This window comes from Acinetobacter sp. USHLN143 (assembly GCF_037145695.1).
Classification (GTDB): Bacteria; Pseudomonadota; Gammaproteobacteria; order Pseudomonadales; family Moraxellaceae; genus Acinetobacter; species Acinetobacter fasciculus.
Map to the genome: position 1 here is coordinate 29,853 of NZ_JBBCWZ010000009.1, position 19,253 is coordinate 49,105.

Here is a 19,253-nt window from a genome sequence, read left to right on the forward strand (position 1 = left end):
GATTAGACCTCCATTTCCAGCACATAGCCGACCAGTTCAAAGCCTAATGATTCATATAGACTTACAGTACGATCCGCATGAATACCGGTGATGGTGCCGACCTGAATACGGTCAGCCTTATTCATAGCCGCCCATACTTTGAATGTTTCAATCAGATCACTGGCTGCACCTGATTTACGATATTCAGGCAGAACATAAAGCCCCTGTTCATAAGCCAGTGTTTGTCCTGTGCGCCAGTCAGTATCTAATGCGCCAATTAATGTGCCGACCGGATTCGAGTATTCATCTGTCACCATCAGGATTGATCCGTGTTTATCAATCAGATAAGCAAATACATTTCTAGCCCGCTTTTCGTCAAAGCCCTGTTTCTTAAACCGTGGGGATTCATTGGTTAGACGCTTGCCCCAGTCAACAAGCGTGTCTAAATCTTCTAGTGTTGCTGCACGTACAAGCATCTTTATCTCTCATTCATTGATACCAACATAGCTACACTTTGGACGTGGAAAGGTAGCGGTTTGTTGTGTGTTATTTTTAATTCCATTTCGTGCAAGGTTGACCAGCCATTCATGCTGACACTGACCGGCCCCGTATAGGTCAGGTTCTGGAATGCAGACTGGTTAAATGACTTATGTTCCAGATCGTACTGATTGCACTGGCCACCAATCGAATTACGCACATATAAGACCGTTTCATGCGCCTGGATCTTATGGAACATTGCAGTATTTGGAACTTGGCTGTGATCTGGTGGCAAGAACTCCACTTCCATATTGAACGGCTGACCAGCAAACCATGTGCCGGATGTTGGCTGATTGTCATCATAGAAATAACCATCTACATTCTGGAATCGGTACTGTGTGCTGTTATGCAGGTTTCTGTTTGCTAATGCGCCGTTATGAGCAATCTCACAATCCATGAATGATGTTTCGTCCAGCTGCTCAAGCACCACGGATGATTTACGCTGAATCAGCATGAAACACAGGTCATTGCCGGCGGCTTGTGGCAAGGCACAGATTGAGCGAACAGCTCCACCAAAGTCATGCTGTGCCCAGGCATTCATTTCCTGATCACGGTTTAAAGTAATGCTGGCCACCTTGCCATCATTGAGTACCATCCAGACCAGGCTATACGGCGTTTGCTGATAGGTTAGTTCCTTGATACCGCCATGATCTTCTGCAATGTGTGGAGCAATTGCGGATAGTTCAGGACTGACCAGACCGTCTACTTCATAGCGATACGATAAGGCACGCAAGCGGTTACCGCCACGCTGAACAAATAGCAGCTCATTACCGACCAGGCACGGACGGACGTTGGATTGTGCGCCGTAGGTTGTGTGCTGTTCAATCTGGGCAGATGCTGGCGTAAATGCACCGGCTGAACTGATCAGGAACTCAGAGCCACCAGTAAGCGCTACCACACCACCGCGTTGTGCTAGGTGCAGAATGTTATCTGCCTGCGCAGAAGATGAAGCCATAGAAAATGCGCTGGCATCGTCCGTTGCTTCCAAGAAGTCACCATCATTCCCAATTGCACTAACCCATAACTGGTTCGGGTTGTTTTTGGTATTGGCGAAGACCAGACGCTGTTTAAAGAATGTCACTGTGGATGGATAGCCAGTGGCCGCAGTAAACGCTGCAGTATTTAAGGTCCATGATTTGGCAATAGCTTGAACGTCTGCATTCAGTTTTACTAGCACCTCACCTGAAGCCACTGTGCCCGATGTGATTGTGGTAATACGGACTTGACCACCGTTGATATTTACAATTGCGCCAATGTGAGAAGCATTAAAGACTGGAATATCATACCAGGCGACTTCCTGCCACTTATCATTCAGATCTGTCGGCTCGGATGCAGAGTTATCTGCTACCGCTTCCCATGTTTTAAGCAGATGAATAACACGCTCACCAATGATGTAGTTTTCAGTACTCTTCCAGGTCGGATATGACGAAGCGGTCAGCGTAATGGTTTTACCAACATCTGTGCCATTTGGCTTTAATGCCACGTTAGGTGTGGTATTGATTTCATCCACCGGCGCTGTGACAAAAGTGAATTGATCAAAGTTCCAGTTATCAAAGTCCTTACTGCAGACCAGACGATGTACCGGATGATCGCCCTGGACAAAGAACATGCGATAGCGTGAGTGTGCCACCTGGATCTGTGCAACTTTGGCCACTGTGTTATACGGCGTACTTCCTGTATGAACCACGGATTGCGTCAAAGGGTTATAAACCTGAATTGTGTTTATCCCTAGGATCAATAGAAATGGATTATCCGAGTTCGGTACAAAAGGGATCAGACGCAATGCACCAGCAAAGATGCCCCGATATTTAGTACCTGGTCGTTTCTTTGCGCCACCTTCCACCAGTGGGATTACATTAAGCAATTTTTTAGCGCCGTTGCCATACTGCTGCACATCAGTTCGGGTATGCAGTAACGGTGATAGCTCACCGCTGGACAGGTTATTTTTAAGCAGCCATTGCTTCATTAGTAGCGACTCCCAATATAGCGTGATTCCTCATACACAATGTCTTCAGAAGGTCGTTCTTGCGCATTGATCGTACGTGCACGCTTGATCAGATCCCGGTACTGCGCTTCTGCCGATTGCCCTGCTGCATCGCTACCGGTATTCGGTTTGCATAGCTTGGCGGCCATCTTGAGTGACATGGCTTCAACCAGCATTGAATCCCAAGAATCTTCGTTATCATTGTCAAAGATATATTCAAGATTGATCCGCTTGGTATTGGCTAAAATGTAGCGATTCTCGACCTCATATTTTTCTGTATTGGCGCTGACGATCCGGATGAAGTCACGTGGCAATGGAAAAGAATGGGTATAACCAAAGGCCGGATAAGTTGTCACCGGTGCAAGAATGGTTCGTTTTTTTGCACACGACCACGGATGATCACGGAGAATTGATTTTCGCACCTGGTCATAGATACTGCGGCAGCGTTCAGCACGTGCTGTGTTCTCATCAAATGATGCAATATTCTGATCACCGATCAGACTTAAAGCATGGTTGACGATGGATGTTCTGGCTGTAATAGACATAAAAAAGCCCTCAAGTTTTAATGATCTTGAAGGCTTTTAAGGTTTGGTTTGTTGGGTGTCTTTAGAAACTGGTTGGTTGGGCTACAGCGCGAACCAGATACATTAGACCAGTCTGAAAGTCTGTCTTAGCCATAGCGGCAAATCGTTCTGGAGTAGCTGCATCAAGGCGACGATCTTCCTCTACATCTAGAACTTGCATATTTGCATCGCAGCGACAGTTATATCGCTGGGTTGCAATATGCTTCTGAACCTTTTCAATTACAGCTTGAAGCTGTGGGCCAAGTGCTTTGACTTCATTCATTAGGTCAATTTCAGCCTGTGATAGATCACGATAGCCTTTGATTTTTTGATGTTGGTTTTCCATCTTTTTATCCCATTCTAGTTATTAAAAAAGACCCGACACCCCATGCCCAAGATGCCGAGCCAAAGCCCCTTTAATTAAGCCGGTGTGTAGTCAATCGCTACGACTTTCTTCTCATTGGCACGTGCAGCACCAAATGAATGAACGCCACCAACCTGTTTTACGTTCTTCTTATCCGGACGAGTCGAGATATCGAAGCTGGTAATATCTGCATCACCGAAATGAACGGCAGACTTACAGTACATTGCTAGACGTTTGGTTCCAGCTGTAGCGCCTTGACCTACTTTTTCATAAGCAACCCAAGTCACACCCAACCACTTGTGACCTACTGCACCGTTCTGCAACATCTGAACGTTGACGTGATCCGAGTTGGTCAGCACGGTGTCATTCAGGAATGCGTTAAGCACATCAGAGGTGTAAGTGATAAAGATTTCTTCGCCGTTCTGCTCATCACATTCGTTCGCACGGAATAATGATTTTGCTTTGGTGATTTGCTGCTTCAGCGTACCTAAAGCCGGTGCAATGATTTGTTCAGCTGGTAGATTCACTGTTGAAACAGTTGCTGTACCGGCATCGTCTACCACTTTGCGAGTCACTGGACCCACAAGCGCTGAATAAATGATGTCGTCAATCTTGCGCTCACGTGCGCTGATCAATAACTTCATGTATTTGTCTTGCGGCATTGCCTTTAGCTTAGGCAGGTCACGCGGTTCAATTGGAATGAATAGATCCCAATCAGACATTAACGCGGTACGTACACCTACATCTGGGTGAGTCCACTGAGTGTCACCATAGCGAGCACCAGAAGCCTGCATTTCCACTGCGCCCATGTCATTGACGGTGAATGACTCACCTTCAATTTTTCCACGGTTTACAACGGTTTTAAGCAGTCGTGATTCGTTTTGCTGTGCCGCAACGTCGTATGTGTCATGGAACTGTTGAACAAACGCCGCTGTGATTTTGTTTTGGTTAGCCATTGGCTAAATCCCCCTTATTGATATTGCTTCGCATAAGCCTGTTCAACCTGTGCATAGACGCGTTTATGGTCTGGATGCTTGTCGTTCAAGTAGGCTTCCGACTGCATTAATTGTTGAATGGATTCTCCACCGTTTTGCTGTGTGTTAAATGGCGGTGAATCTTCCTGAATATGCTTGCCAATAGCAGCTGCCAGCTTTAACGCACCAATTGGTGAGTCTAGATCCGAAGCCTGAAAACCTAATGCTTCAATGGCCTGTTTAGCCAGGTTCACATTTGCACCAAAGTCATTGCCCCATTCTTCCTGCAGTGCTTCCATCTGAACGGATTGATGCTGTTCATAGGCTTTAACGACCGCTTCAACCTGCTTATTGGTCATGCCTTCGGCATGGAATGATTGCAGTACTTCAGCGTTATCTTCTTTAAATGCATCAAAATCGAAGCCATCAATTGAAACGCTATAGGCATCGGCAGATTCTGGTACCGCTTTTGCTGGATCTGTTTCAGTTGTTTGCGTTTCTTGTTCAGCAGGGTTCTGCTGTGTTGTCTCAGTACCTGGCACCGTTTGCGTTTCTGTTCCTGCAGGTGGTGTTGTAGTTTGAGTCTGTTCAGTTGTTTGAACGTCTGGTGTGTCAGTTGTTTGTTGTTCATTCATTGTTTTGCTCCATGTGTGCTAGTTCTAGGCTCTCGTCATAGCGAGGGTCATTTGCTGTGTTAATTCGGTTAATAATGAAATCCACGACTTCGGCACGGCCCAAACGGCGGCATGTCTCACGTTCGTTATCAGTGAAAGCATTGCGTTTAAATCGCACAGTGAGTTCTTCTAAAATTCGTTGGCCATTAACGTCCATATCGAAATGCATCTGATAGGTCAGCGCCGTTGGTTTTCGATGTGAACGCCATTTGACGTGGTGGCCAAAGCCTAATTCGTCCTCTTGCTCCTGGACTAGTTCTTTAAATTCCTGATCAGGCTGGGCCTTAAGATCGGCAAGCTCACTCTCAAGTGCTTCAACTGTTTGCTTTTCTTCATAAAGCCAAATCTGAAGCTCATTAACCGCATTTTTATTAAATTCGCTCACAGCTTCTACAAGCTGCTTAGACCGGTAACAGTTCCACCAGCCGCAACACGCAATCAGTAAGAGGATGGCCAGAACGGCGATAATTAAAATCATTGCATCACCTCACTGACCATTTGTGCTTCCAAGCCTTTACCCATGCCTTGAGTAATGGCACCTGTCATCTGTTGTGCCATGGCCGCTTCTTGTTCCTGTGCAGCTGCCTGCTGTTGTGCCTGGGCTTTCTGCTCACGGTATGCCTGAAGTTCATCCGTGGTACGCATGATTGAAGTTGGTGCACCTAGACCAGCTGCCAGTACTTGCGGTACCGCATCAAGATTGATGTTGTCCAGTGCATCCGGAGCAACTTCAATAATTGATCCAAGTGAAGCCATAAGACGTTCAATGCTGGCCACTTCCTCAAGCTTCTGAGCACGTGCAAGTGGTGAAATAAACTTGAATGAAAGGTTACGGCCCTGTAGATCCTCTGGTGCTTCGCCTAGTACTTCTGCCCGATATGCCAGACCAAAAGCACGATCAAGAATCGGAACAAGCAATTCAGCCTGTGCACGACCATATAACGGCCCCAGCTGCTGCCGGATCATGTCGACACGTGCATAAATCTCTGCCGCAGTCGGTGGTGTGTTGTAATGCTGAGCCATCCCATCAGCCATAAGCTTTCTGCGTATGCTGGATTGAATGCGATCCAGTAACGGATCTGCGACCTGAAAGCCTTTGCCGCTGTCTAGACGCTTCATTGAATCCACCTTTCCTGCAGTTACGATCTTGCCGCCACCGATACGCACAGTACGTGGGTTTAAAATGCCGTCATCTTCAGCAATCCAGAAACCAAGTACATCAATCTCAGCACTGCGCAAGGTGTCACGCATCAAGGCATTGGCTGATTTAGCATCTGGTAACGCCGTGGACATAATGCCGATCCCGTACACGCTGCCTGGAATCTTTCTAAAACGTGGTACCGCACATGGGAATTCGTTGTAGCCTGATTCCTTCAGCATGGATTTGCTGTCCACCTCCACATGATATGAAGCAAACGGCATATTCTTTGGCAGCAATACACGGTTGGTCATTGGTGCTTTGACCTTGCGTGGTTCGATCACATGTACGATTTTGAAGGTCGAATCTGGTCGGCTTTCATAAGCTCTACGCACAGAATCACTTACTTTGTTTTCACCAAACTCATTCACCAGCTGCGCAGCAGTTTTGGTGTATTCACGATAAATCGTATCCACTTGACCATCAGGACGTGTGGACGCAACAAAGCATTCACCAATTGGCCAGCACTGATACATGAATCCCCCGCCTTTTTCGCGGTCAATGTCCTGATAAATCACACCCCAACCAGCAACGGCAAAATCAATGATCATGTCGTAGATTTCACTGTCAAAGTTCGCGCCATGGATATTACGGAATAAGAACTGTGCGACCTGCTCAAGCCAGTGCTCACCTGGTGTGAGTTCGGCTTGATTGTCCATACCATCAGGTACAGCTTTAAACCAGATCGCGTTTGCAGGTGTGGTACCTGCAATCAGATTAGATACGAATACCAGGATAGATTCAGCAGCGGTTGAGTCGAGCAGATCCGCACGCTGTTTCTCTCTTGTGCCTTCCAAGCCTGAACCACCACTGAAACACTGTTGGCGTTCAGGTGCTCCGTACTTGTAGCATTCAGTCCAGTGTGCTTCATATTTGGCACGTTCTGCCTGAAGTTCACTCAACCGTTTGCAGATTTGATTTGCTCGATCACTCATGCTTTAACCGCCTAGTGTTTTTTTCTTTTCGTCATCAGATGCAGAAGAAAGCACTTCAGAAGCTTTACGCTTTTTGCGCTGTGCCACCTGCTCGTTTTCTGCTGTCTGTGCCTCTGCTCGGGCTTTGGCTTCTGCTGCCTGAGCGTCATAGCCTTTTGATGCTGCCTTGGTATCAGTCAGGCCAATGGCATCCGTTACAGTGCTAATAGCCTTACCTATAAATCCACCACACATGGTTAGTACTCCTCGGTGATCCAACCATTAGGACCTACAACTTGGCGCGTGCGCTTTGCTGTTGGGTCGGCAGGTACATTGGATGTAGGTGCATGCTGTGTAGGTGGCTGTGCTGATTCACCTTTGTTTTTGCGCCATTGAAGGAATTCTTCATATTCCTTTTTAGCGGCCAGTTCTTCTGCAGTTGGTTCAACTGGTGTACCTAGTGAACTGGTTTCATCAGTAGACTGGTCTTGTGATTCAGCATCCTGACCTGTGATGTGCTCTAACGCTGCATCGGCCTGTTCGGCTGTGCTGACTGGTTCTGGTGCTTTCTCTGTTGCACCTGGTGTATTTACTTTGCGAGCTGCCATAAAAAAACCCTATCGTTGGTTGATAGGGTTACTGTGGGGGTATGGGTGTTGGGGTTTGTTGGGTATCGAAGCTATATTATTTTTTTCTAAACTTGAATTTTTTTTGATAGATAGAATAGGGAATCAAAGTATTAATGATATTAACGCCTTTTATTTGAATTACATTAATTTCACCGTCCACATGCTCTACAAACTTACTTTCCTGTGCATGATGCCGATACAGACTCTCAAACCGCTTAAAGTTAAGACAACAATCAAAGAATTCATCAATTGATTTTCTAAAGTCCTTAATCTCAACACAATCATCAATATATAAACTACTTCTGACTACAGACTCATAAAGTCTATTAAAATCGCCAAAGTTTTTGGATCTTTCTGAATCAAAACTTTTTTTTCGTATTAAGCCAACCACTTTGATAATTTCTAAAATATCCTGAATATTCTGTTTCGCCTCATTTGCTATAACCTCAGCCCCTTTTTGACCTCTCCAATTTTTAAATATTCGCCAAGCAACAAAAGACGGTATTCCAGCCCCAATTAATGCAATTAAAATATCTTTAATAATTTCCCAATCAACCACACATAAATCCATCTAAACAACCCTCTAATGTTTTGATTAAGTAGTCATTGTACTGACCTTACCTAAACTTATTAAAAAAATTACTATTCTTCGGCCCGACATACTGAATCCATCCCCACAATTCACGCCAGTAAAACCAATCGCCGTTGGATTCCTTCCACGGCGTGCCGTCATGTTCGATATGGGTGTAGTCAGGTGGCATGAAATACCCCCTCTACAGCAGTGAACTCCTTTCCGCTTTCATCCGTCGCAGTAATAATTTTTAATCCACTACGACGGCCAATATCTACTTTTACAATGGTTAGCTTGCCTTGTGGTTTCCAGCATGGACTGTCGTGCGTTACTGTTTGGCCAACCTTAAAATCTCTCACAATCCTAACCCCCTATAAACTTGCTGATTGGCTCTTTGAACCAATACGCCAAAATTAGGATTGTTCCGCAAATATAAAAAACCGAATCGCTACTCATGGCCACCTCGCAAGGCATTTTGAGCACCACCCAACTTTTCAAAAAAGAACACCACAGGATCAGGTTTGATCTCAATCAATCCAAAACGATGCAAGTGACGCGCATGAGTGCTATCACGCAGTAATTGAACATCACGGTAATGGGCAATTGATCTACGCCATGACTCCAAAGACATTGAAGATTTATTTATATTGCAAGGTACACAAGATGGATTCATATTTTCCAAGGTGTCATTTTGAGGTCTGAATAAAACCCCATTAGACACAGGAATCATGTAACCCGTCTTTTCGCACTTTTTCATATCAAAATCACGCTTCACCGCTTCAATATGATCTGCATGCCATTTATCACCCAATTGGTCACCGCAATAAGCACAGTGACCGCCAAATTTCATCTTTAGTTCTGAGCGCTGCTGCTTAGTTAGTTTCACAATCCTAACTCCCGATCCAACTCATCAATGACCTGATCACACAGGCCGCCGTCTTCAAAAATATCCATCTGGCCAATCTTGTACTTGTATGTCATCCATTCACCTTCCAATGGGTAGCGATCAATACCTGTCTCTGTTTGCCATAGCAAAATGAATGCATGGCCGTTGTCATAGTTCGGAACGCCACCACGCGCCCATTCAGAAACGGTAGAAGCACCAGACACCGGCAGAACGTCTGCAATCTTTTCGTGTGTCCAGCCGCATTTGCCTAAGTCCAGAATCATGCGATTGAAGTCTGGACGTTTGTAATTTCGAAGTTTTAACTTGAACTCTTTGACCTTCTTTTTGGTATGCAGATTGATAAAACGCGCGCGCGCGCGAGGAGAGTTCGTATATACCCCCTCTCCACACTCCCCACCCACTAGTTGCAGCCCCATAGAACTTCCCATAGCAACCCCTATAATCATTAGATTTCCATCACTTTTATTTTGAGTAGTCCGCCTTTAACCACATTGCCCCGGCGCACTATCAGCTCATCAAACTGTTCGTCATCCACGCAAAATTCACACTTCACCAGGCTATCAATCGTTGCTTTCAAGTAATTATCGATATCCCGTCTTAACCGATTTGGAAAATGAAACGTCACCTCCAGTTTTAACCGTGCTGCAGTTCTGGTTGGCGGTACCAACATGCTGACCAGATCATGAAAATCTCTTGCCTCATCACTCAACTTGAAACCACGTCCAGATTTCTTCCAGTAGTGATTCACTGATGGAGGAATGGCCGGCAAATTAAAATCTAAAATAACTTTTTCTCCCCCTGCGCTATTTCGCTCTAGTTTCGCGTCTACGGCGTTTTGTTCTGCTTCATGTGTCTTTGCTTCAATTTTGTTTTTAAATTGCACTGACGCGCATTCCTTGCGTAAATTGTGCTTATTCAAGTGAACTTCTAACTGTTTTTCGCTCATGCGTATCGTCATGCAGTTGCTCGCTTAATCGTTCCTTTGACCATGGCTGCCAATTCAGGTGGACATGGCACGCCTTTACGGTTCTTTTCGTCATGCTCAATCGCTACTGGTTTTACCGGTGGTACGTACATCACTTGAACACGGCCGGATTTCTTGGCTTTGTCTAGGTAATCGCTGTAAATATCTCTGAACGCTGCATGAGCTGCTTTCTGGCCTTCGGTTTTGAGTATGTGGCGTACTTCATCCAGTGCACGTTTGGCCAATGTCGTGATCTTATTGGCCGGATCTGCTTCAAAATTTAAAGCTTTGGCCCATGCCTGTTCAGCTGTCCACCAGTCGCCGTCATGCACACACCAAGAACGAAACTCAGGAAGTGATGGACACCATTTTTCAGAATTCATACGCTCTAAACCACGATGTAACTCTGCAGGTTTCAAACCGTTCAAAACCGTGCAAACAGTGAATTGCAGCTCTGCTGGATTGATATTTCCGTATTTCTTATCGAACATTTCACCGTACAGCGCTTGCATACGACCTAAGACCTGATCTGCAATCTCAGGTGGGAAATCAACAACGAATGCGTCCTGGAATAACTGGATATTGCTCATGATTCACCTCGTGGAATTACACCTTGGCCATAGCGATGGCGTTTTGGTTGTTCAGCCTTAGGTTGTTTTGCTTCTGCCTTCGGTTTTGCAGGTTGGTAATTGCGTAACCAGTTCAACCAGGTGGTCATCCATTTTTGAGAAATGCGTTCAGGTTGGCCAACTGACCATTGCGCCAGCTCTTTGAGTTGTTCAAGTACGATGTCTTGTGACAGCTTTGAAAAGCTCACAGCTGCTTGCGCCATGAAATCCTGTTTGATTGGGTAGATCCCAGAAAGATCTTTCAGCGAATACAACTTTGAGTCTTCAGAGTGGTAATCAATAAAATTCAAAGCACCACGATCCTGAGGAACAAATTCAGCCGGCGCTTTATTCTTATTATTTTCTAAAGGATCTATAGGAGTATCTATTGTGTGTTCCCCTAGTGAACTAGTTACTAGTGTCGTAGGTGAACTAGTTTGGTTCACTGGTGGAACTGGTGTCGTAGGTGAACTAGTTCCCTTAGTGAACCGATCTTTGATAGAAATCTCATTAATTCGATAAGACTTCATGCCTTGTTTGCCGCTAGCAACAACACTAATAACGCCGTATTTAATAAGTTCCTTTAAGCCAGCAGATACAGTTTTACGGCCCAATTGACGTGCACCTGGTAGATCACTGCCCTGAAGTTGTGAATAGCTAACAAAATCAGACTCCTTGTTATGTCCGTTAATGCGGTTTTCCAGCTCCGCATAGACGTTACGTGCAGCATCACTAATGAATGGCCACACTTCTTTTCGATACAAGCGACTAGACATAACATAGCCCTGATCGAACTTATCGCTATACATGTTCTTTCCAGCCCCTTGTGCTGGTTGTGAAGGCTTCTTAAACGGAATTACTTGTGCAGTATTCATAGCTTCACAACCTCCCCGATACGTGTTAAATTCAACATTTGTTGCATGCCTCATTTACTTTCTGAGTGAATGGCAAAGATGCTCATCTGTTCCCGCAGATGGGCATTTTTTGTGCCGGTAGGTTTCATCAATGGTTCAGGCGTTAATTCAAAAATAGGCGTGTCTACGGTATCTGTGGTCAGACGCATAAGAGATGCGAGATTATTTAAACGTTCCCGAACTTCAGAAATATTTGATATGCCTAAACTTCTAATGTGCTCAGACAGAGTTTTGTTTTCAGATCTAGCAATAGCTTCCAAATCACGTTTCTCTTCATACGTGCATTTGAATGTGATGCTTTCAGTTAATTTTTCAGACATGCTTTCTACCTCACACAGCCTTATCGCGCAGTTCAATCCAAATATCTTGATAGGTGTCTGGAAAAAGTTCTTTTCTTGTCGAAAGACCACGATCTTCAGCAATAACAGCAAGTCGGATTTTTCTTTCAGTGGGGATTTTCTTCCATCCGCTCACTGATGGAACTCTGATCCCAAGTAATCGAGCAACGGCAGCTGGTCCACCAAGAGCTTCTATAAGCTGTGCATCATTCATGTTGTTCTCCTAAATAATTATCCAATTATTAGGCATTCCTTATTTTTATTCAATAGGAATACCTAATTTATTTCGTGTTAGGATTTCCTAATGAAAACACTTGCTGAACGTCTTAAATATGCCATGGAAGTTTTACCACCTAAGAAAGTTAAGGGGGTCGAACTTGCACGCGCCGTTGGGGTAAAGCCACCATCTGTTAGTGATTGGCTTTCTGGTAAATCGAAAAATATGGAAGGCCCGAACCTGATTCGTGCAGCCCAATTCCTAAAGGTAAATTCAAAATGGTTAGCTACTGGTATCGGCAAACCTACTGATGAAGAAATAAAATCTGAGTTCAGTAACGTAAGTTTTAATAACCTGCCAGTTATGGAAATTCCTGTTTTGGACTTTGTTCAAGCTGGTCTATTTGGAACCGTTGAATATGACGGAATCAATCCTAAAGATAGAACCTATACGACTTATCAAAGTGCAAAACCTTCTGATGTCTTTGGTTTGACGGTTGAAGGAATGAGTATGGCACCTGAATTTTTACCAGGTGATTCACTTGTAATTGATGCATCTTTAGCACCACAACCCGGTTCATTTGTTATTGCTCAGAATGGATCCTATGAAGCCACTTTCAAAAAATACCGGGTAATTGGGTATGATGAATATGGACGTGAAGAATTTGAGCTAGTTCCATTAAATCCAGACTATCCAACAATATCTTCAAGAGACCATAAAATATCGATCATTGGTGTGATGGTGCGCCATGAGCGGAGTTATAAATAAAAGGGAATAAAATGGACAAGGGCAAGTTATTTTTTTGGATTTGGCAGGCTGGAAGCATTCCAACACTAATTTACTTGATGTTCTTTGATACGAATTACAATTGGTGGAATTGGATCATCTTAATTCCACTTAATATTTTTTTAGCTCAAATATGGCCTCTTTATTGGCTTCTTGAGTGGATAGGGTTTGTTTAATGAAATTAAGAAAACTATTAATTTTACCTATTGTACTCGCCTTTTTCTCTCTCCTAACGGCTTGCGTAACAGTTGCCAAGTTTGAAGCAAGAATGGATGCAAAGAAAGGTTTAAACAAAGCACAGCTGATTGAGGAAATGGGAATCCCAGATAGAGAATATACTATTAGTAACTTTGAAATCCTTGAGTACAATCAAAGTCAAACAGTATCAAGCTCTAAATCAGATACGTCAGTAGTGAATGGGTATTTGATTAACACTAGAACTTCAGTTCCCCATACCATGTGGTGTAGTTTGGAGTTTAAACTCGTAGATGATGTTGTTGAGAGCTATAGATACAAAGGAGATATGTGTAGATCTCGATAAAAGACACTAAATATTTAAACCGCCATTAGGGCGGTTTTTTTACACCTACCGAAAAATAAATCTAAAAAAATTAGGAATACCTATTTACTTATTTATTAGGATTGCCTAATATTTGTCTTGTACCTAATAAACCGAGAACGCCCATGAATCAATTTAAAACCTTAGCAACTGGCACCAATCACACAAGCCTGATCGTGTGTGATGGCGAAATTAAGGTTGTTCATTGTGGCGAAGTTATTGCGGTTATCACCAACTGGTAAAAACAAAAAAGCCCGCAGGGACTGGAAATCTAGCGGGCTTGCATATAGCGAGATAAGTATGAAACAAAATCCTATTCAAAGCAACCTGCCAGAGTTCGGCCAATCAAGCCAAACGTCTGAGCGTTTGTACCAGCACCCAGAACCTAAATCTGTAGCGAAAGAAGTCGCTTCAAATGTCGCTGCATGGTCTTTGGTCCTTTCAATTCTTGTGGGCTTATCCGCAATGTTCATTCACCAGGCAGACAAAGAATCTGAGCGTCAGGTGGAAGCCATTAGCACGTCTGTTGGAGGTGCTAAATGATAGATCTACGCGATCAATTCGCCATGGCTGCGATGCCAGCCCTAATAATGATGGGTCGCACTGAAGATAAAGTGGCTGAACTAGCTTACAAGCAAGCCGATGCAATGATTGCTGAGCGTGAAAAAGGTTCAGTCGATAGTGTGTACAGCACCAAGCAGGAACTCATCAAAGCTATTAAGGAACAGCATGGGCTTGATGTAAGCAATCTTCATTTTTTAACAGCTGGCCATCTGATCTTTGTTTTAAGAACTGGCCGGATTACTGCGGGGTAACTTCATGAACGCTTATGTTAACCCTACCCGGATTATTTCAATCCGTGCCTCATCGCTAGGCGATCTGTTTGATTGCCCTGCACGTTGGGAAGCAAAGAATCTTTTAAACAAACGCAATCCAGCTGGTGCACGCACTCGCCTGGGTGCCGCAATTCATGAAGCTGTAACCCAATGGGATCACCTGAACTTAATCGGTGAGGAAGTTAGCCTGGAAGAATGCGAAGAAATTTTGCATCACCAGATCTGGCAACCGAATGAAGAAGTGGATTGGTCTGATCTGAATCAAAATGACGCTGAATCAATTGGCCAGTCACTGATGCATAAGTACATCACCCATATTGCACCTACTCAGAACTTCATTGGTGTGGAAGTACGTTGTGAATCTTTGATTCTTGCAGATCTAGGCATTGAACTTACTGGCACCATCGACCGCATTTATGAAAATGAAGATGGTGAATTAGGTATCTCTGATATCAAAACCGGCAAGGCTGCTGTGGGCAGTGACGGCGTAGTGAAAACTGTTGGCCATGCGCCGCAAATGGGAATTTACACCGTACTTGCTGCACATGCTCTACAGGAACCGGTAACCGCACCTGCCCGTATTTATGGCCTGACCACTGGCAAAACAGATAAAGGTCAGCACGTGGGTATTGGTGAAATTGAATCACCTGCAGAAGTACTCCTGGGTACTGAAGAAGATCCAGGACTACTGCACCACGCGGCCAAAATTATTAAACACGGTACGTTTTACGGCAACTCTAAATCCATGCTCTGCAATGAAAAGTTCTGCCCTGCGTACGCTACCTGCAAATTTCGTAAGTAATTAATTTTTAGAAATAAGGAATAACACAATGACTTCTCAAGTAATGACAACTGAACAACTTCGCGCTCAACGTAAACCTGAAAATGTTGAAGCAAACTTTAATACTTATCGTGGCTTCCAGGCTATGCATCACATGGCTGAAAGTCTGGCCAACAGTACGATTATTCCAGAAGCGTTCCGCAACACAATCATGGTTAAAGATCGCTACGACCAGCAGGCTAAAAAATGGTTATTCCGTCCTGAAGCAAACCCAAACGGCGTATCTAACTGCATTATTGCCTTGAATATGGCTCAGCGTTTAGGTGCAGATCCAATGATGATCATGCAAAACCTTTACCTGGTGGACGGTCGTCCGAGCTGGTCAAGCCAGTTCATTATTGCTGCAATCAATAGTAGTGGTCGTTATAGCCCTTTACGCTTTGATATTACTGGCGGTGAGGAAGAAGTGGAAATTCCATATGCTGTGACTGAGTGGGTTTATAACCAAGCTACTAAGAAAAAAGAACCAGTAGAATCAAATCAAACTGCTCGCGTTAAGAATTACAAGTGTGTGGCTTGGGTTGTAGAAAAAGCGACTGGTGAACGTCTGGAATCTACTCCTATCACCATGGAAATGGCTGTAAAAGAAGGCTGGTATCAAAAGAATGGATCTAAGTGGCAATCAATGCCTGAACAGATGCTTCGCTATCGTGCTGCTTCATTCTTCGGTCGTATCTATGCGCCAGATCTTCTAATGGGCTTACGCACTCAGGAAGAAGAAATGGAATCAATCATTGATATTACGCCTGAGCCAGTGAATACAGCACCACAAACCGTGGACAGCATTAAGCAGAACGTTGTGAAAGAAGTTGCCACAGATGCACCTGCAGAAGAAAAACCAAAGCGCTCACGTCAAACTCAAACCAAGACTTTTACACAGGAAGTTGAAGCACCAGTAGAAGATATTCCGCCGGCTCAACAAGCTGAAAATGTCCAAAGTCAAACATCAAATGATGTCGGAGATGGGGTGTTAAGCGTTGATGAGTTGAAGCGCCTGCAGCAAGAAGCCGAAGCATTGGTACAGCAAAAGAAACAACCTAGTTCTGCGGAAATGAAAAAGGAATATGCCAAAGCCTTAAATACGGCGAAATCACTGGCCGACATTCTGGACATCGAAGAACAGATCGAGAATGACAATGCTTTGACGCAAACAGACTTCCAGTACCTGCAGGCGAACATTGAGCAAGTACGCACCAAGTTTGAAACATCACAAGCGCCCGCTGTAGACCCGATCAAAAGTGGGTCAGTTAAAAATGGTCTTACCCTCCTGATCTCTGATGCCAAGAACGGTGAAGACATTCGACAAGTTGCACAGCAAATGAATGCAGCTAAGCCGAATTTGACCAATGAGCATCAACAGGAATTACTGCAAGCCTACGCGCAGAAAAAGAAATTGATCGAAGATCAGTTCGATATGTTCCAAAGCAACTAACACGGATCTGGCCACACCTTCGGGTGTGGTCTACAGGAATAAATTATGAAAGTTATCCCATTAAATTTATTGAATCCGTTTAAAAACTGGCTGGTTAGAAATGGATACCGTGGCGTTAGCAAAGGCGATCATCTAACAGCCTGGAAGCTGAGGCACAAACAGATTGAAATCATCGGCCTGAAAATGAATAAACCATGTCAGCCGGTATTTAAAACGTTCTTAGGTCAGTACCTGGAATACGGAAAAGAATTTTTAGAGGAATTGGCATGATGGATATTAAAGAAGAAATATTGGCTCAAATGGATAGTGCATTAAGACCAGAATTTGACAAAGCTATCGACAATACAGTCGAAGGAGCATTTAAAGAAGATGTCAAAACACTTGGGTTTATGGTAGCTAATTCTATCAAGTGTCAGTGGGAAGTAATGAAGCCTCACTTATTCTATGCCTACTGTTTAGGTGTGAAAGCTCAGGAAGCTAAGGCCCAAGCGGTGCCGGAATGGATCGAATATGAAAAACGATCACCACGAATAGATGGTCGTTATCAAATTTTCATAGATGGTGAGCAGATAGCAGCTGACTGGGAGAGCGGTTTTGGGTTTTCTTGTCCGATTGGTGGTGAAGCATTAATTCAGCAAAAAATCACTCACTGGTCTGTACTAGGTGAAGATCCAAAGGAGCCAGCCAATGATCTTTGATGATGCTCAATTCCTCTGGTGTACCAACTGGTGCAAAGAACAAGGTTTAAGCCCATACAATGCAGCGAATTGGGCAGCTGCTAAAGCGGAATATTTGAAGGTTTCAAAGGAGGTGTCTTGATGGTTTTATATATCTCAACGCCTGAGTTACTGAAGCGTTATGGGGTAACAAAAGGCACTTTGATCAACTGGCGTAATAAAAAGGATTTTCCTGAACCAGTGATCAAAGCACATGGGCGCTCAAGCAGCCGTTACGGGATCAAAGCCGTGGATGCCTGGGAAAGAGACAACGGATTGCTTGAATCACTTGAAATACAGCCTTTGATATCAAAGCGCTCGTAATTGTCCAATATGGCGCAGAGCTTGAAGAACCACTTTTCATACGCCTGCGCCTGATCATCTAAATACTCGTGTAAATCATAAGTCCCCCACACTGCAGGTAAACCATGGCCAAGCATAATTTCACAAATATGCGGCGGTGCCAGTTCTGATATATGCGTTCTCATTGTTCTTCGTAAATCATGTGTGGTCCAGTGCTGGATCTCCACACCAAAACGTTTACGCACATTCTCATTCACATATACCGGTATAGTGGTCTGAAAGCTTTTAGCCAGCATGGTATAGGCTTTGCCTTTTAAGTTCGGGAAAGCATATTCACAGCTATCTGGTGATAGTGAAAACACATATTTTAAAAATGGCACAATCTGCGGAATGATGGGCCGGATAATCGGTTTATGGGTACGATCCCCCATCTTATGATTCTCTGGTGGTACGTGCCAGATCATTTCCTGAAAATCAAAATCAGACTTCTTGGCCAGCCTTAATTCTGAAACACGACAACCAAAGAACAGCAGCATGATGATAATGGCTTTGTTTTTTGGTGATATGGCATTGGATCGCAGTGAAGCATGCACCACCCAGAATATTTCCTGTTCTGAAAGATAACGTGAGCGCTTTACTTTCTTTACGTTTAGGTCGGCTGCTCTTAAATGTTGAATAGGCTGATGCTGTAATTTTCCGTGAATGCATCCCCAGCGCATGATCATTCTTAAATTGCCCAGCACCTTGATCGATACGGTTTTAGCATCTGCAGCAATATCAAAAAGTAATTGTGACCATTCTTGCAGCGACACGTCATCACAGATCCGTCTACCTATACGCGGATAAACGTGCAACTCGAAGGCACGATAATCATCCTTATATGAGACTTTATGAATGGCCACCGTATTAAACCAAAGATCGCAAATGTCTTTAACGGTGAGCTGCTTCAGATAGTCGCTTTCCCCTTTCAGTTTAAGTTGCATCGGATCCTTGCCCTGGTCTAGCTCAGCTTTATATTTATGCACCTGTATCCGGGCATCTTTTAGACTGAGTAAAGGATAGGTCCCTAAGTCCAGTCTTTTTGCCTTACCGCCAAAACGATAGCGATATTGAAAGACGATCTTGCCTTTAGGTGTAATTCGAACTGACAGGCCATCACGATCCGTCACCACCTCAACTTTTTCACGCGGTTTCCCATTGTTGGATTTGAGCCAACTGTCACTTAAAGCCATTTAAATTTTCCAGTCCAAATGTTCTATACTCTGTACATATTCAGGCAGAGCGAAATTATGTACACACATATGTACATATTTTTTCTTGAAAGGTAAATGACTTTGTTGAACTTTGAAATTATTTGATTGTCGTTAATAAACGCGAAAATTGAGTAATTCTATTGAATCTAAAGCTTTTCTGTATGCTTTGTTGAACTTTGAAAAACTTTGGAG

Annotated in this window: 30 protein-coding genes; 9 read left to right on the forward strand and 21 right to left on the reverse strand. The window is 44.0% G+C overall.

What is annotated here, in order from left to right:
* Positions 1 to 2 precede the first annotated feature (2 nt).
* The 20 genes from WFH18_RS04310 to WFH18_RS04405 all read right to left on the reverse strand — a co-directional run bounded on the left by WFH18_RS04310 (position 3) and on the right by WFH18_RS04405 (position 12,332).
* Positions 3 to 455 carry a GNAT family N-acetyltransferase gene (locus tag WFH18_RS04310; protein ID WP_336754633.1) on the reverse strand — a complete coding sequence of 151 codons (453 nt, stop codon included), beginning with the start codon at positions 453 to 455 and terminating at the stop codon, positions 3 to 5.
* Positions 456 to 457: 2 nt separating this feature from the next.
* The gene (locus WFH18_RS04315; RefSeq protein WP_336754634.1) at positions 458 to 2,482 is read right to left on the reverse strand and encodes a phage nozzle protein; all 2,025 of its coding nucleotides are present in this window, start codon (positions 2,480 to 2,482) and stop codon (positions 458 to 460) included.
* Complete coding sequence (locus tag WFH18_RS04320; RefSeq protein ID WP_336754635.1) at positions 2,482 to 3,045, reverse strand: hypothetical protein; 564 nt, start codon at positions 3,043 to 3,045, stop codon at positions 2,482 to 2,484. The genes WFH18_RS04315 and WFH18_RS04320 overlap by 1 nt, the downstream gene beginning before the upstream one ends.
* 61 nt (positions 3,046 to 3,106) lie before the next feature.
* On the reverse strand, positions 3,107 to 3,409 hold the full coding sequence (locus WFH18_RS04325; protein ID WP_336754636.1) for an Acb2/Tad1 domain-containing protein: 303 nt from the start codon (positions 3,407 to 3,409) through the stop codon (positions 3,107 to 3,109).
* 74 nt (positions 3,410 to 3,483) lie between these two features.
* On the reverse strand, positions 3,484 to 4,383 hold the full coding sequence (locus tag WFH18_RS04330; protein WP_336754637.1) for a phage capsid protein: 900 nt from the start codon (positions 4,381 to 4,383) through the stop codon (positions 3,484 to 3,486).
* A 14-nt stretch (positions 4,384 to 4,397) separates the two neighbouring features.
* Complete coding sequence (locus WFH18_RS04335) at positions 4,398 to 5,036, reverse strand: hypothetical protein (RefSeq protein WP_336754638.1); 639 nt, start codon at positions 5,034 to 5,036, stop codon at positions 4,398 to 4,400.
* On the reverse strand, positions 5,029 to 5,553 hold the full coding sequence (locus tag WFH18_RS04340) for a Bbp19 family protein (protein WP_336754639.1): 525 nt from the start codon (positions 5,551 to 5,553) through the stop codon (positions 5,029 to 5,031). Before WFH18_RS04340 ends, WFH18_RS04335 begins: the two co-directional genes overlap by 8 nt.
* Positions 5,550 to 7,208 carry a portal protein gene (locus WFH18_RS04345; protein WP_336754640.1) on the reverse strand — a complete coding sequence of 553 codons (1,659 nt, stop codon included), beginning with the start codon at positions 7,206 to 7,208 and terminating at the stop codon, positions 5,550 to 5,552. Before WFH18_RS04345 ends, WFH18_RS04340 begins: the two co-directional genes overlap by 4 nt.
* Positions 7,209 to 7,211: 3 nt before the next feature.
* Positions 7,212 to 7,442 (reverse strand): hypothetical protein, encoded by a 231-nt coding sequence (locus tag WFH18_RS04350; protein WP_336754641.1) that lies wholly within the window; start codon positions 7,440 to 7,442, stop codon positions 7,212 to 7,214.
* A gap of 2 nt (positions 7,443 to 7,444) precedes the next feature.
* Complete coding sequence (locus tag WFH18_RS04355) at positions 7,445 to 7,795, reverse strand: hypothetical protein (RefSeq protein WP_336754642.1); 351 nt, start codon at positions 7,793 to 7,795, stop codon at positions 7,445 to 7,447.
* Between the two features lie 76 nt (positions 7,796 to 7,871).
* Entirely contained in the window at positions 7,872 to 8,387 is a 516-nt protein-coding gene (locus WFH18_RS04360; protein ID WP_336754643.1) for a hypothetical protein, read from the reverse strand.
* Between the two features lie 46 nt (positions 8,388 to 8,433).
* Positions 8,434 to 8,577: a hypothetical protein gene (locus tag WFH18_RS04365; RefSeq protein ID WP_336754644.1), complete on the reverse strand. Its 144-nt coding sequence runs from the start codon at positions 8,575 to 8,577 to the stop codon at positions 8,434 to 8,436.
* Entirely contained in the window at positions 8,567 to 8,746 is a 180-nt protein-coding gene (locus WFH18_RS04370; RefSeq protein WP_017397829.1) for a hypothetical protein, read from the reverse strand. The genes WFH18_RS04365 and WFH18_RS04370 overlap by 11 nt, the downstream gene beginning before the upstream one ends.
* An 89-nt stretch (positions 8,747 to 8,835) precedes the next feature.
* Positions 8,836 to 9,273: an HNH endonuclease gene (locus WFH18_RS04375; protein WP_005251550.1), complete on the reverse strand. Its 438-nt coding sequence runs from the start codon at positions 9,271 to 9,273 to the stop codon at positions 8,836 to 8,838.
* A complete protein-coding gene (locus WFH18_RS04380; protein ID WP_224215531.1) occupies positions 9,270 to 9,722 on the reverse strand; it encodes a hypothetical protein in 453 nt (150 codons plus the stop codon). The genes WFH18_RS04375 and WFH18_RS04380 overlap by 4 nt, the downstream gene beginning before the upstream one ends.
* 17 nt (positions 9,723 to 9,739) lie before the next feature.
* Positions 9,740 to 10,252 (reverse strand): RusA family crossover junction endodeoxyribonuclease, encoded by a 513-nt coding sequence (locus WFH18_RS04385; protein WP_005266567.1) that lies wholly within the window; start codon positions 10,250 to 10,252, stop codon positions 9,740 to 9,742.
* Positions 10,249 to 10,848, reverse strand: coding sequence for a restriction endonuclease (locus tag WFH18_RS04390; protein WP_336754645.1), 600 nt, complete (start codon positions 10,846 to 10,848; stop codon positions 10,249 to 10,251). Before WFH18_RS04390 ends, WFH18_RS04385 begins: the two co-directional genes overlap by 4 nt.
* Positions 10,845 to 11,675, reverse strand: a complete 831-nt coding sequence (locus tag WFH18_RS04395) for a hypothetical protein (RefSeq protein WP_336754646.1) — start codon at positions 11,673 to 11,675, stop codon at positions 10,845 to 10,847. The genes WFH18_RS04390 and WFH18_RS04395 overlap by 4 nt, the downstream gene beginning before the upstream one ends.
* 116 nt (positions 11,676 to 11,791) lie before the next feature.
* Positions 11,792 to 12,100: a hypothetical protein gene (locus tag WFH18_RS04400; RefSeq protein ID WP_005251533.1), complete on the reverse strand. Its 309-nt coding sequence runs from the start codon at positions 12,098 to 12,100 to the stop codon at positions 11,792 to 11,794.
* Between the two features lie 10 nt (positions 12,101 to 12,110).
* A complete protein-coding gene (locus WFH18_RS04405) occupies positions 12,111 to 12,332 on the reverse strand; it encodes a Cro/CI family transcriptional regulator (RefSeq protein ID WP_064096023.1) in 222 nt (73 codons plus the stop codon).
* A gap of 90 nt (positions 12,333 to 12,422) precedes the next feature.
* Here WFH18_RS04405 and WFH18_RS04410 point away from each other — a divergent pair, with 90 nt between their 5' ends.
* The 9 genes from WFH18_RS04410 (at position 12,423) to WFH18_RS04450 (ending at position 17,829) form a co-directional block, all read left to right on the forward strand.
* On the forward strand, positions 12,423 to 13,103 hold the full coding sequence (locus WFH18_RS04410; RefSeq protein WP_044110183.1) for a LexA family protein: 681 nt from the start codon (positions 12,423 to 12,425) through the stop codon (positions 13,101 to 13,103).
* A gap of 193 nt (positions 13,104 to 13,296) precedes the next feature.
* Positions 13,297 to 13,662: a hypothetical protein gene (locus WFH18_RS04415; RefSeq protein WP_336754647.1), complete on the forward strand. Its 366-nt coding sequence runs from the start codon at positions 13,297 to 13,299 to the stop codon at positions 13,660 to 13,662.
* A 318-nt stretch (positions 13,663 to 13,980) separates the two neighbouring features.
* Complete coding sequence (locus tag WFH18_RS04420; protein WP_336754648.1) at positions 13,981 to 14,223, forward strand: hypothetical protein; 243 nt, start codon at positions 13,981 to 13,983, stop codon at positions 14,221 to 14,223.
* The gene (locus WFH18_RS04425; RefSeq protein ID WP_336754649.1) at positions 14,220 to 14,495 is read left to right on the forward strand and encodes a hypothetical protein; all 276 of its coding nucleotides are present in this window, start codon (positions 14,220 to 14,222) and stop codon (positions 14,493 to 14,495) included. The genes WFH18_RS04420 and WFH18_RS04425 overlap by 4 nt, the downstream gene beginning before the upstream one ends.
* A gap of 4 nt (positions 14,496 to 14,499) precedes the next feature.
* Positions 14,500 to 15,318, forward strand: coding sequence for a RecB family exonuclease (locus WFH18_RS04430; protein ID WP_336754650.1), 819 nt, complete (start codon positions 14,500 to 14,502; stop codon positions 15,316 to 15,318).
* 28 nt (positions 15,319 to 15,346) lie between these two features.
* Positions 15,347 to 16,789: a recombinase RecT gene (locus WFH18_RS04435; RefSeq protein WP_336754651.1), complete on the forward strand. Its 1,443-nt coding sequence runs from the start codon at positions 15,347 to 15,349 to the stop codon at positions 16,787 to 16,789.
* Between the two features lie 45 nt (positions 16,790 to 16,834).
* Positions 16,835 to 17,059, forward strand: coding sequence for a hypothetical protein (locus WFH18_RS04440; RefSeq protein ID WP_336754652.1), 225 nt, complete (start codon positions 16,835 to 16,837; stop codon positions 17,057 to 17,059).
* The gene (locus WFH18_RS04445) at positions 17,056 to 17,487 is read left to right on the forward strand and encodes a hypothetical protein (protein ID WP_336754653.1); all 432 of its coding nucleotides are present in this window, start codon (positions 17,056 to 17,058) and stop codon (positions 17,485 to 17,487) included. Before WFH18_RS04440 ends, WFH18_RS04445 begins: the two co-directional genes overlap by 4 nt.
* A gap of 120 nt (positions 17,488 to 17,607) precedes the next feature.
* Positions 17,608 to 17,829, forward strand: coding sequence for a hypothetical protein (locus WFH18_RS04450; RefSeq protein WP_005251506.1), 222 nt, complete (start codon positions 17,608 to 17,610; stop codon positions 17,827 to 17,829).
* On the opposite strand, the gene WFH18_RS04455 is transcribed toward WFH18_RS04450, so the two are convergent.
* Positions 17,739 to 19,040 (reverse strand): tyrosine-type recombinase/integrase, encoded by a 1,302-nt coding sequence (locus WFH18_RS04455; RefSeq protein ID WP_336754654.1) that lies wholly within the window; start codon positions 19,038 to 19,040, stop codon positions 17,739 to 17,741. The two genes, WFH18_RS04450 and WFH18_RS04455, sit on opposite strands and share 91 nt — an antisense overlap.
* Positions 19,041 to 19,253: the final 213 nt, after the last annotated feature.

Excerpts from the sequence above, each read along its gene's own strand:
- WFH18_RS04330 (WP_336754637.1), bottom strand. The coding sequence starts at position 4,383 with ATGGCTAACCAAAACAAAATCACAGCGGCGTTTGTTCAACAGTTCCAT.
- WFH18_RS04415 (WP_336754647.1), top strand. The coding sequence starts at position 13,297 with ATGAAATTAAGAAAACTATTAATTTTACCTATTGTACTCGCCTTTTTC.
- WFH18_RS04410 (WP_044110183.1), top strand. The coding sequence starts at position 12,423 with ATGAAAACACTTGCTGAACGTCTTAAATATGCCATGGAAGTTTTACCA.
- WFH18_RS04405 (WP_064096023.1), bottom strand. The coding sequence starts at position 12,332 with ATGAATGATGCACAGCTTATAGAAGCTCTTGGTGGACCAGCTGCCGTT.
- WFH18_RS04420 (WP_336754648.1), top strand. The coding sequence starts at position 13,981 with ATGAAACAAAATCCTATTCAAAGCAACCTGCCAGAGTTCGGCCAATCA.
- WFH18_RS04345 (WP_336754640.1), bottom strand. The coding sequence starts at position 7,208 with ATGAGTGATCGAGCAAATCAAATCTGCAAACGGTTGAGTGAACTTCAG.
- WFH18_RS04380 (WP_224215531.1), bottom strand. The coding sequence starts at position 9,722 with ATGGGAAGTTCTATGGGGCTGCAACTAGTGGGTGGGGAGTGTGGAGAG.
- WFH18_RS04365 (WP_336754644.1), bottom strand. The coding sequence starts at position 8,577 with ATGCCACCTGACTACACCCATATCGAACATGACGGCACGCCGTGGAAG.
- WFH18_RS04340 (WP_336754639.1), bottom strand. The coding sequence starts at position 5,553 with ATGATTTTAATTATCGCCGTTCTGGCCATCCTCTTACTGATTGCGTGT.
- WFH18_RS04390 (WP_336754645.1), bottom strand. The coding sequence starts at position 10,848 with ATGAGCAATATCCAGTTATTCCAGGACGCATTCGTTGTTGATTTCCCA.
- WFH18_RS04395 (WP_336754646.1), bottom strand. The coding sequence starts at position 11,675 with ATGTATAGCGATAAGTTCGATCAGGGCTATGTTATGTCTAGTCGCTTG.
- WFH18_RS04315 (WP_336754634.1), bottom strand. The coding sequence starts at position 2,482 with ATGAAGCAATGGCTGCTTAAAAATAACCTGTCCAGCGGTGAGCTATCA.
- WFH18_RS04325 (WP_336754636.1), bottom strand. The coding sequence starts at position 3,409 with ATGGAAAACCAACATCAAAAAATCAAAGGCTATCGTGATCTATCACAG.
- WFH18_RS04425 (WP_336754649.1), top strand. The coding sequence starts at position 14,220 with ATGATAGATCTACGCGATCAATTCGCCATGGCTGCGATGCCAGCCCTA.
- WFH18_RS04450 (WP_005251506.1), top strand. The coding sequence starts at position 17,608 with ATGGTTTTATATATCTCAACGCCTGAGTTACTGAAGCGTTATGGGGTA.
- WFH18_RS04400 (WP_005251533.1), bottom strand. The coding sequence starts at position 12,100 with ATGTCTGAAAAATTAACTGAAAGCATCACATTCAAATGCACGTATGAA.
- WFH18_RS04335 (WP_336754638.1), bottom strand. The coding sequence starts at position 5,036 with ATGAATGAACAACAAACAACTGACACACCAGACGTTCAAACAACTGAA.
- WFH18_RS04445 (WP_336754653.1), top strand. The coding sequence starts at position 17,056 with ATGATGGATATTAAAGAAGAAATATTGGCTCAAATGGATAGTGCATTA.
- WFH18_RS04385 (WP_005266567.1), bottom strand. The coding sequence starts at position 10,252 with ATGACGATACGCATGAGCGAAAAACAGTTAGAAGTTCACTTGAATAAG.
- WFH18_RS04310 (WP_336754633.1), bottom strand. The coding sequence starts at position 455 with ATGCTTGTACGTGCAGCAACACTAGAAGATTTAGACACGCTTGTTGAC.
- WFH18_RS04430 (WP_336754650.1), top strand. The coding sequence starts at position 14,500 with ATGAACGCTTATGTTAACCCTACCCGGATTATTTCAATCCGTGCCTCA.
- WFH18_RS04360 (WP_336754643.1), bottom strand. The coding sequence starts at position 8,387 with ATGGATTTATGTGTGGTTGATTGGGAAATTATTAAAGATATTTTAATT.
- WFH18_RS04440 (WP_336754652.1), top strand. The coding sequence starts at position 16,835 with ATGAAAGTTATCCCATTAAATTTATTGAATCCGTTTAAAAACTGGCTG.
- WFH18_RS04435 (WP_336754651.1), top strand. The coding sequence starts at position 15,347 with ATGACTTCTCAAGTAATGACAACTGAACAACTTCGCGCTCAACGTAAA.
- WFH18_RS04455 (WP_336754654.1), bottom strand. The coding sequence starts at position 19,040 with ATGGCTTTAAGTGACAGTTGGCTCAAATCCAACAATGGGAAACCGCGT.
- WFH18_RS04355 (WP_336754642.1), bottom strand. The coding sequence starts at position 7,795 with ATGGCAGCTCGCAAAGTAAATACACCAGGTGCAACAGAGAAAGCACCA.
- WFH18_RS04350 (WP_336754641.1), bottom strand. The coding sequence starts at position 7,442 with ATGTGTGGTGGATTTATAGGTAAGGCTATTAGCACTGTAACGGATGCC.
- WFH18_RS04320 (WP_336754635.1), bottom strand. The coding sequence starts at position 3,045 with ATGTCTATTACAGCCAGAACATCCATCGTCAACCATGCTTTAAGTCTG.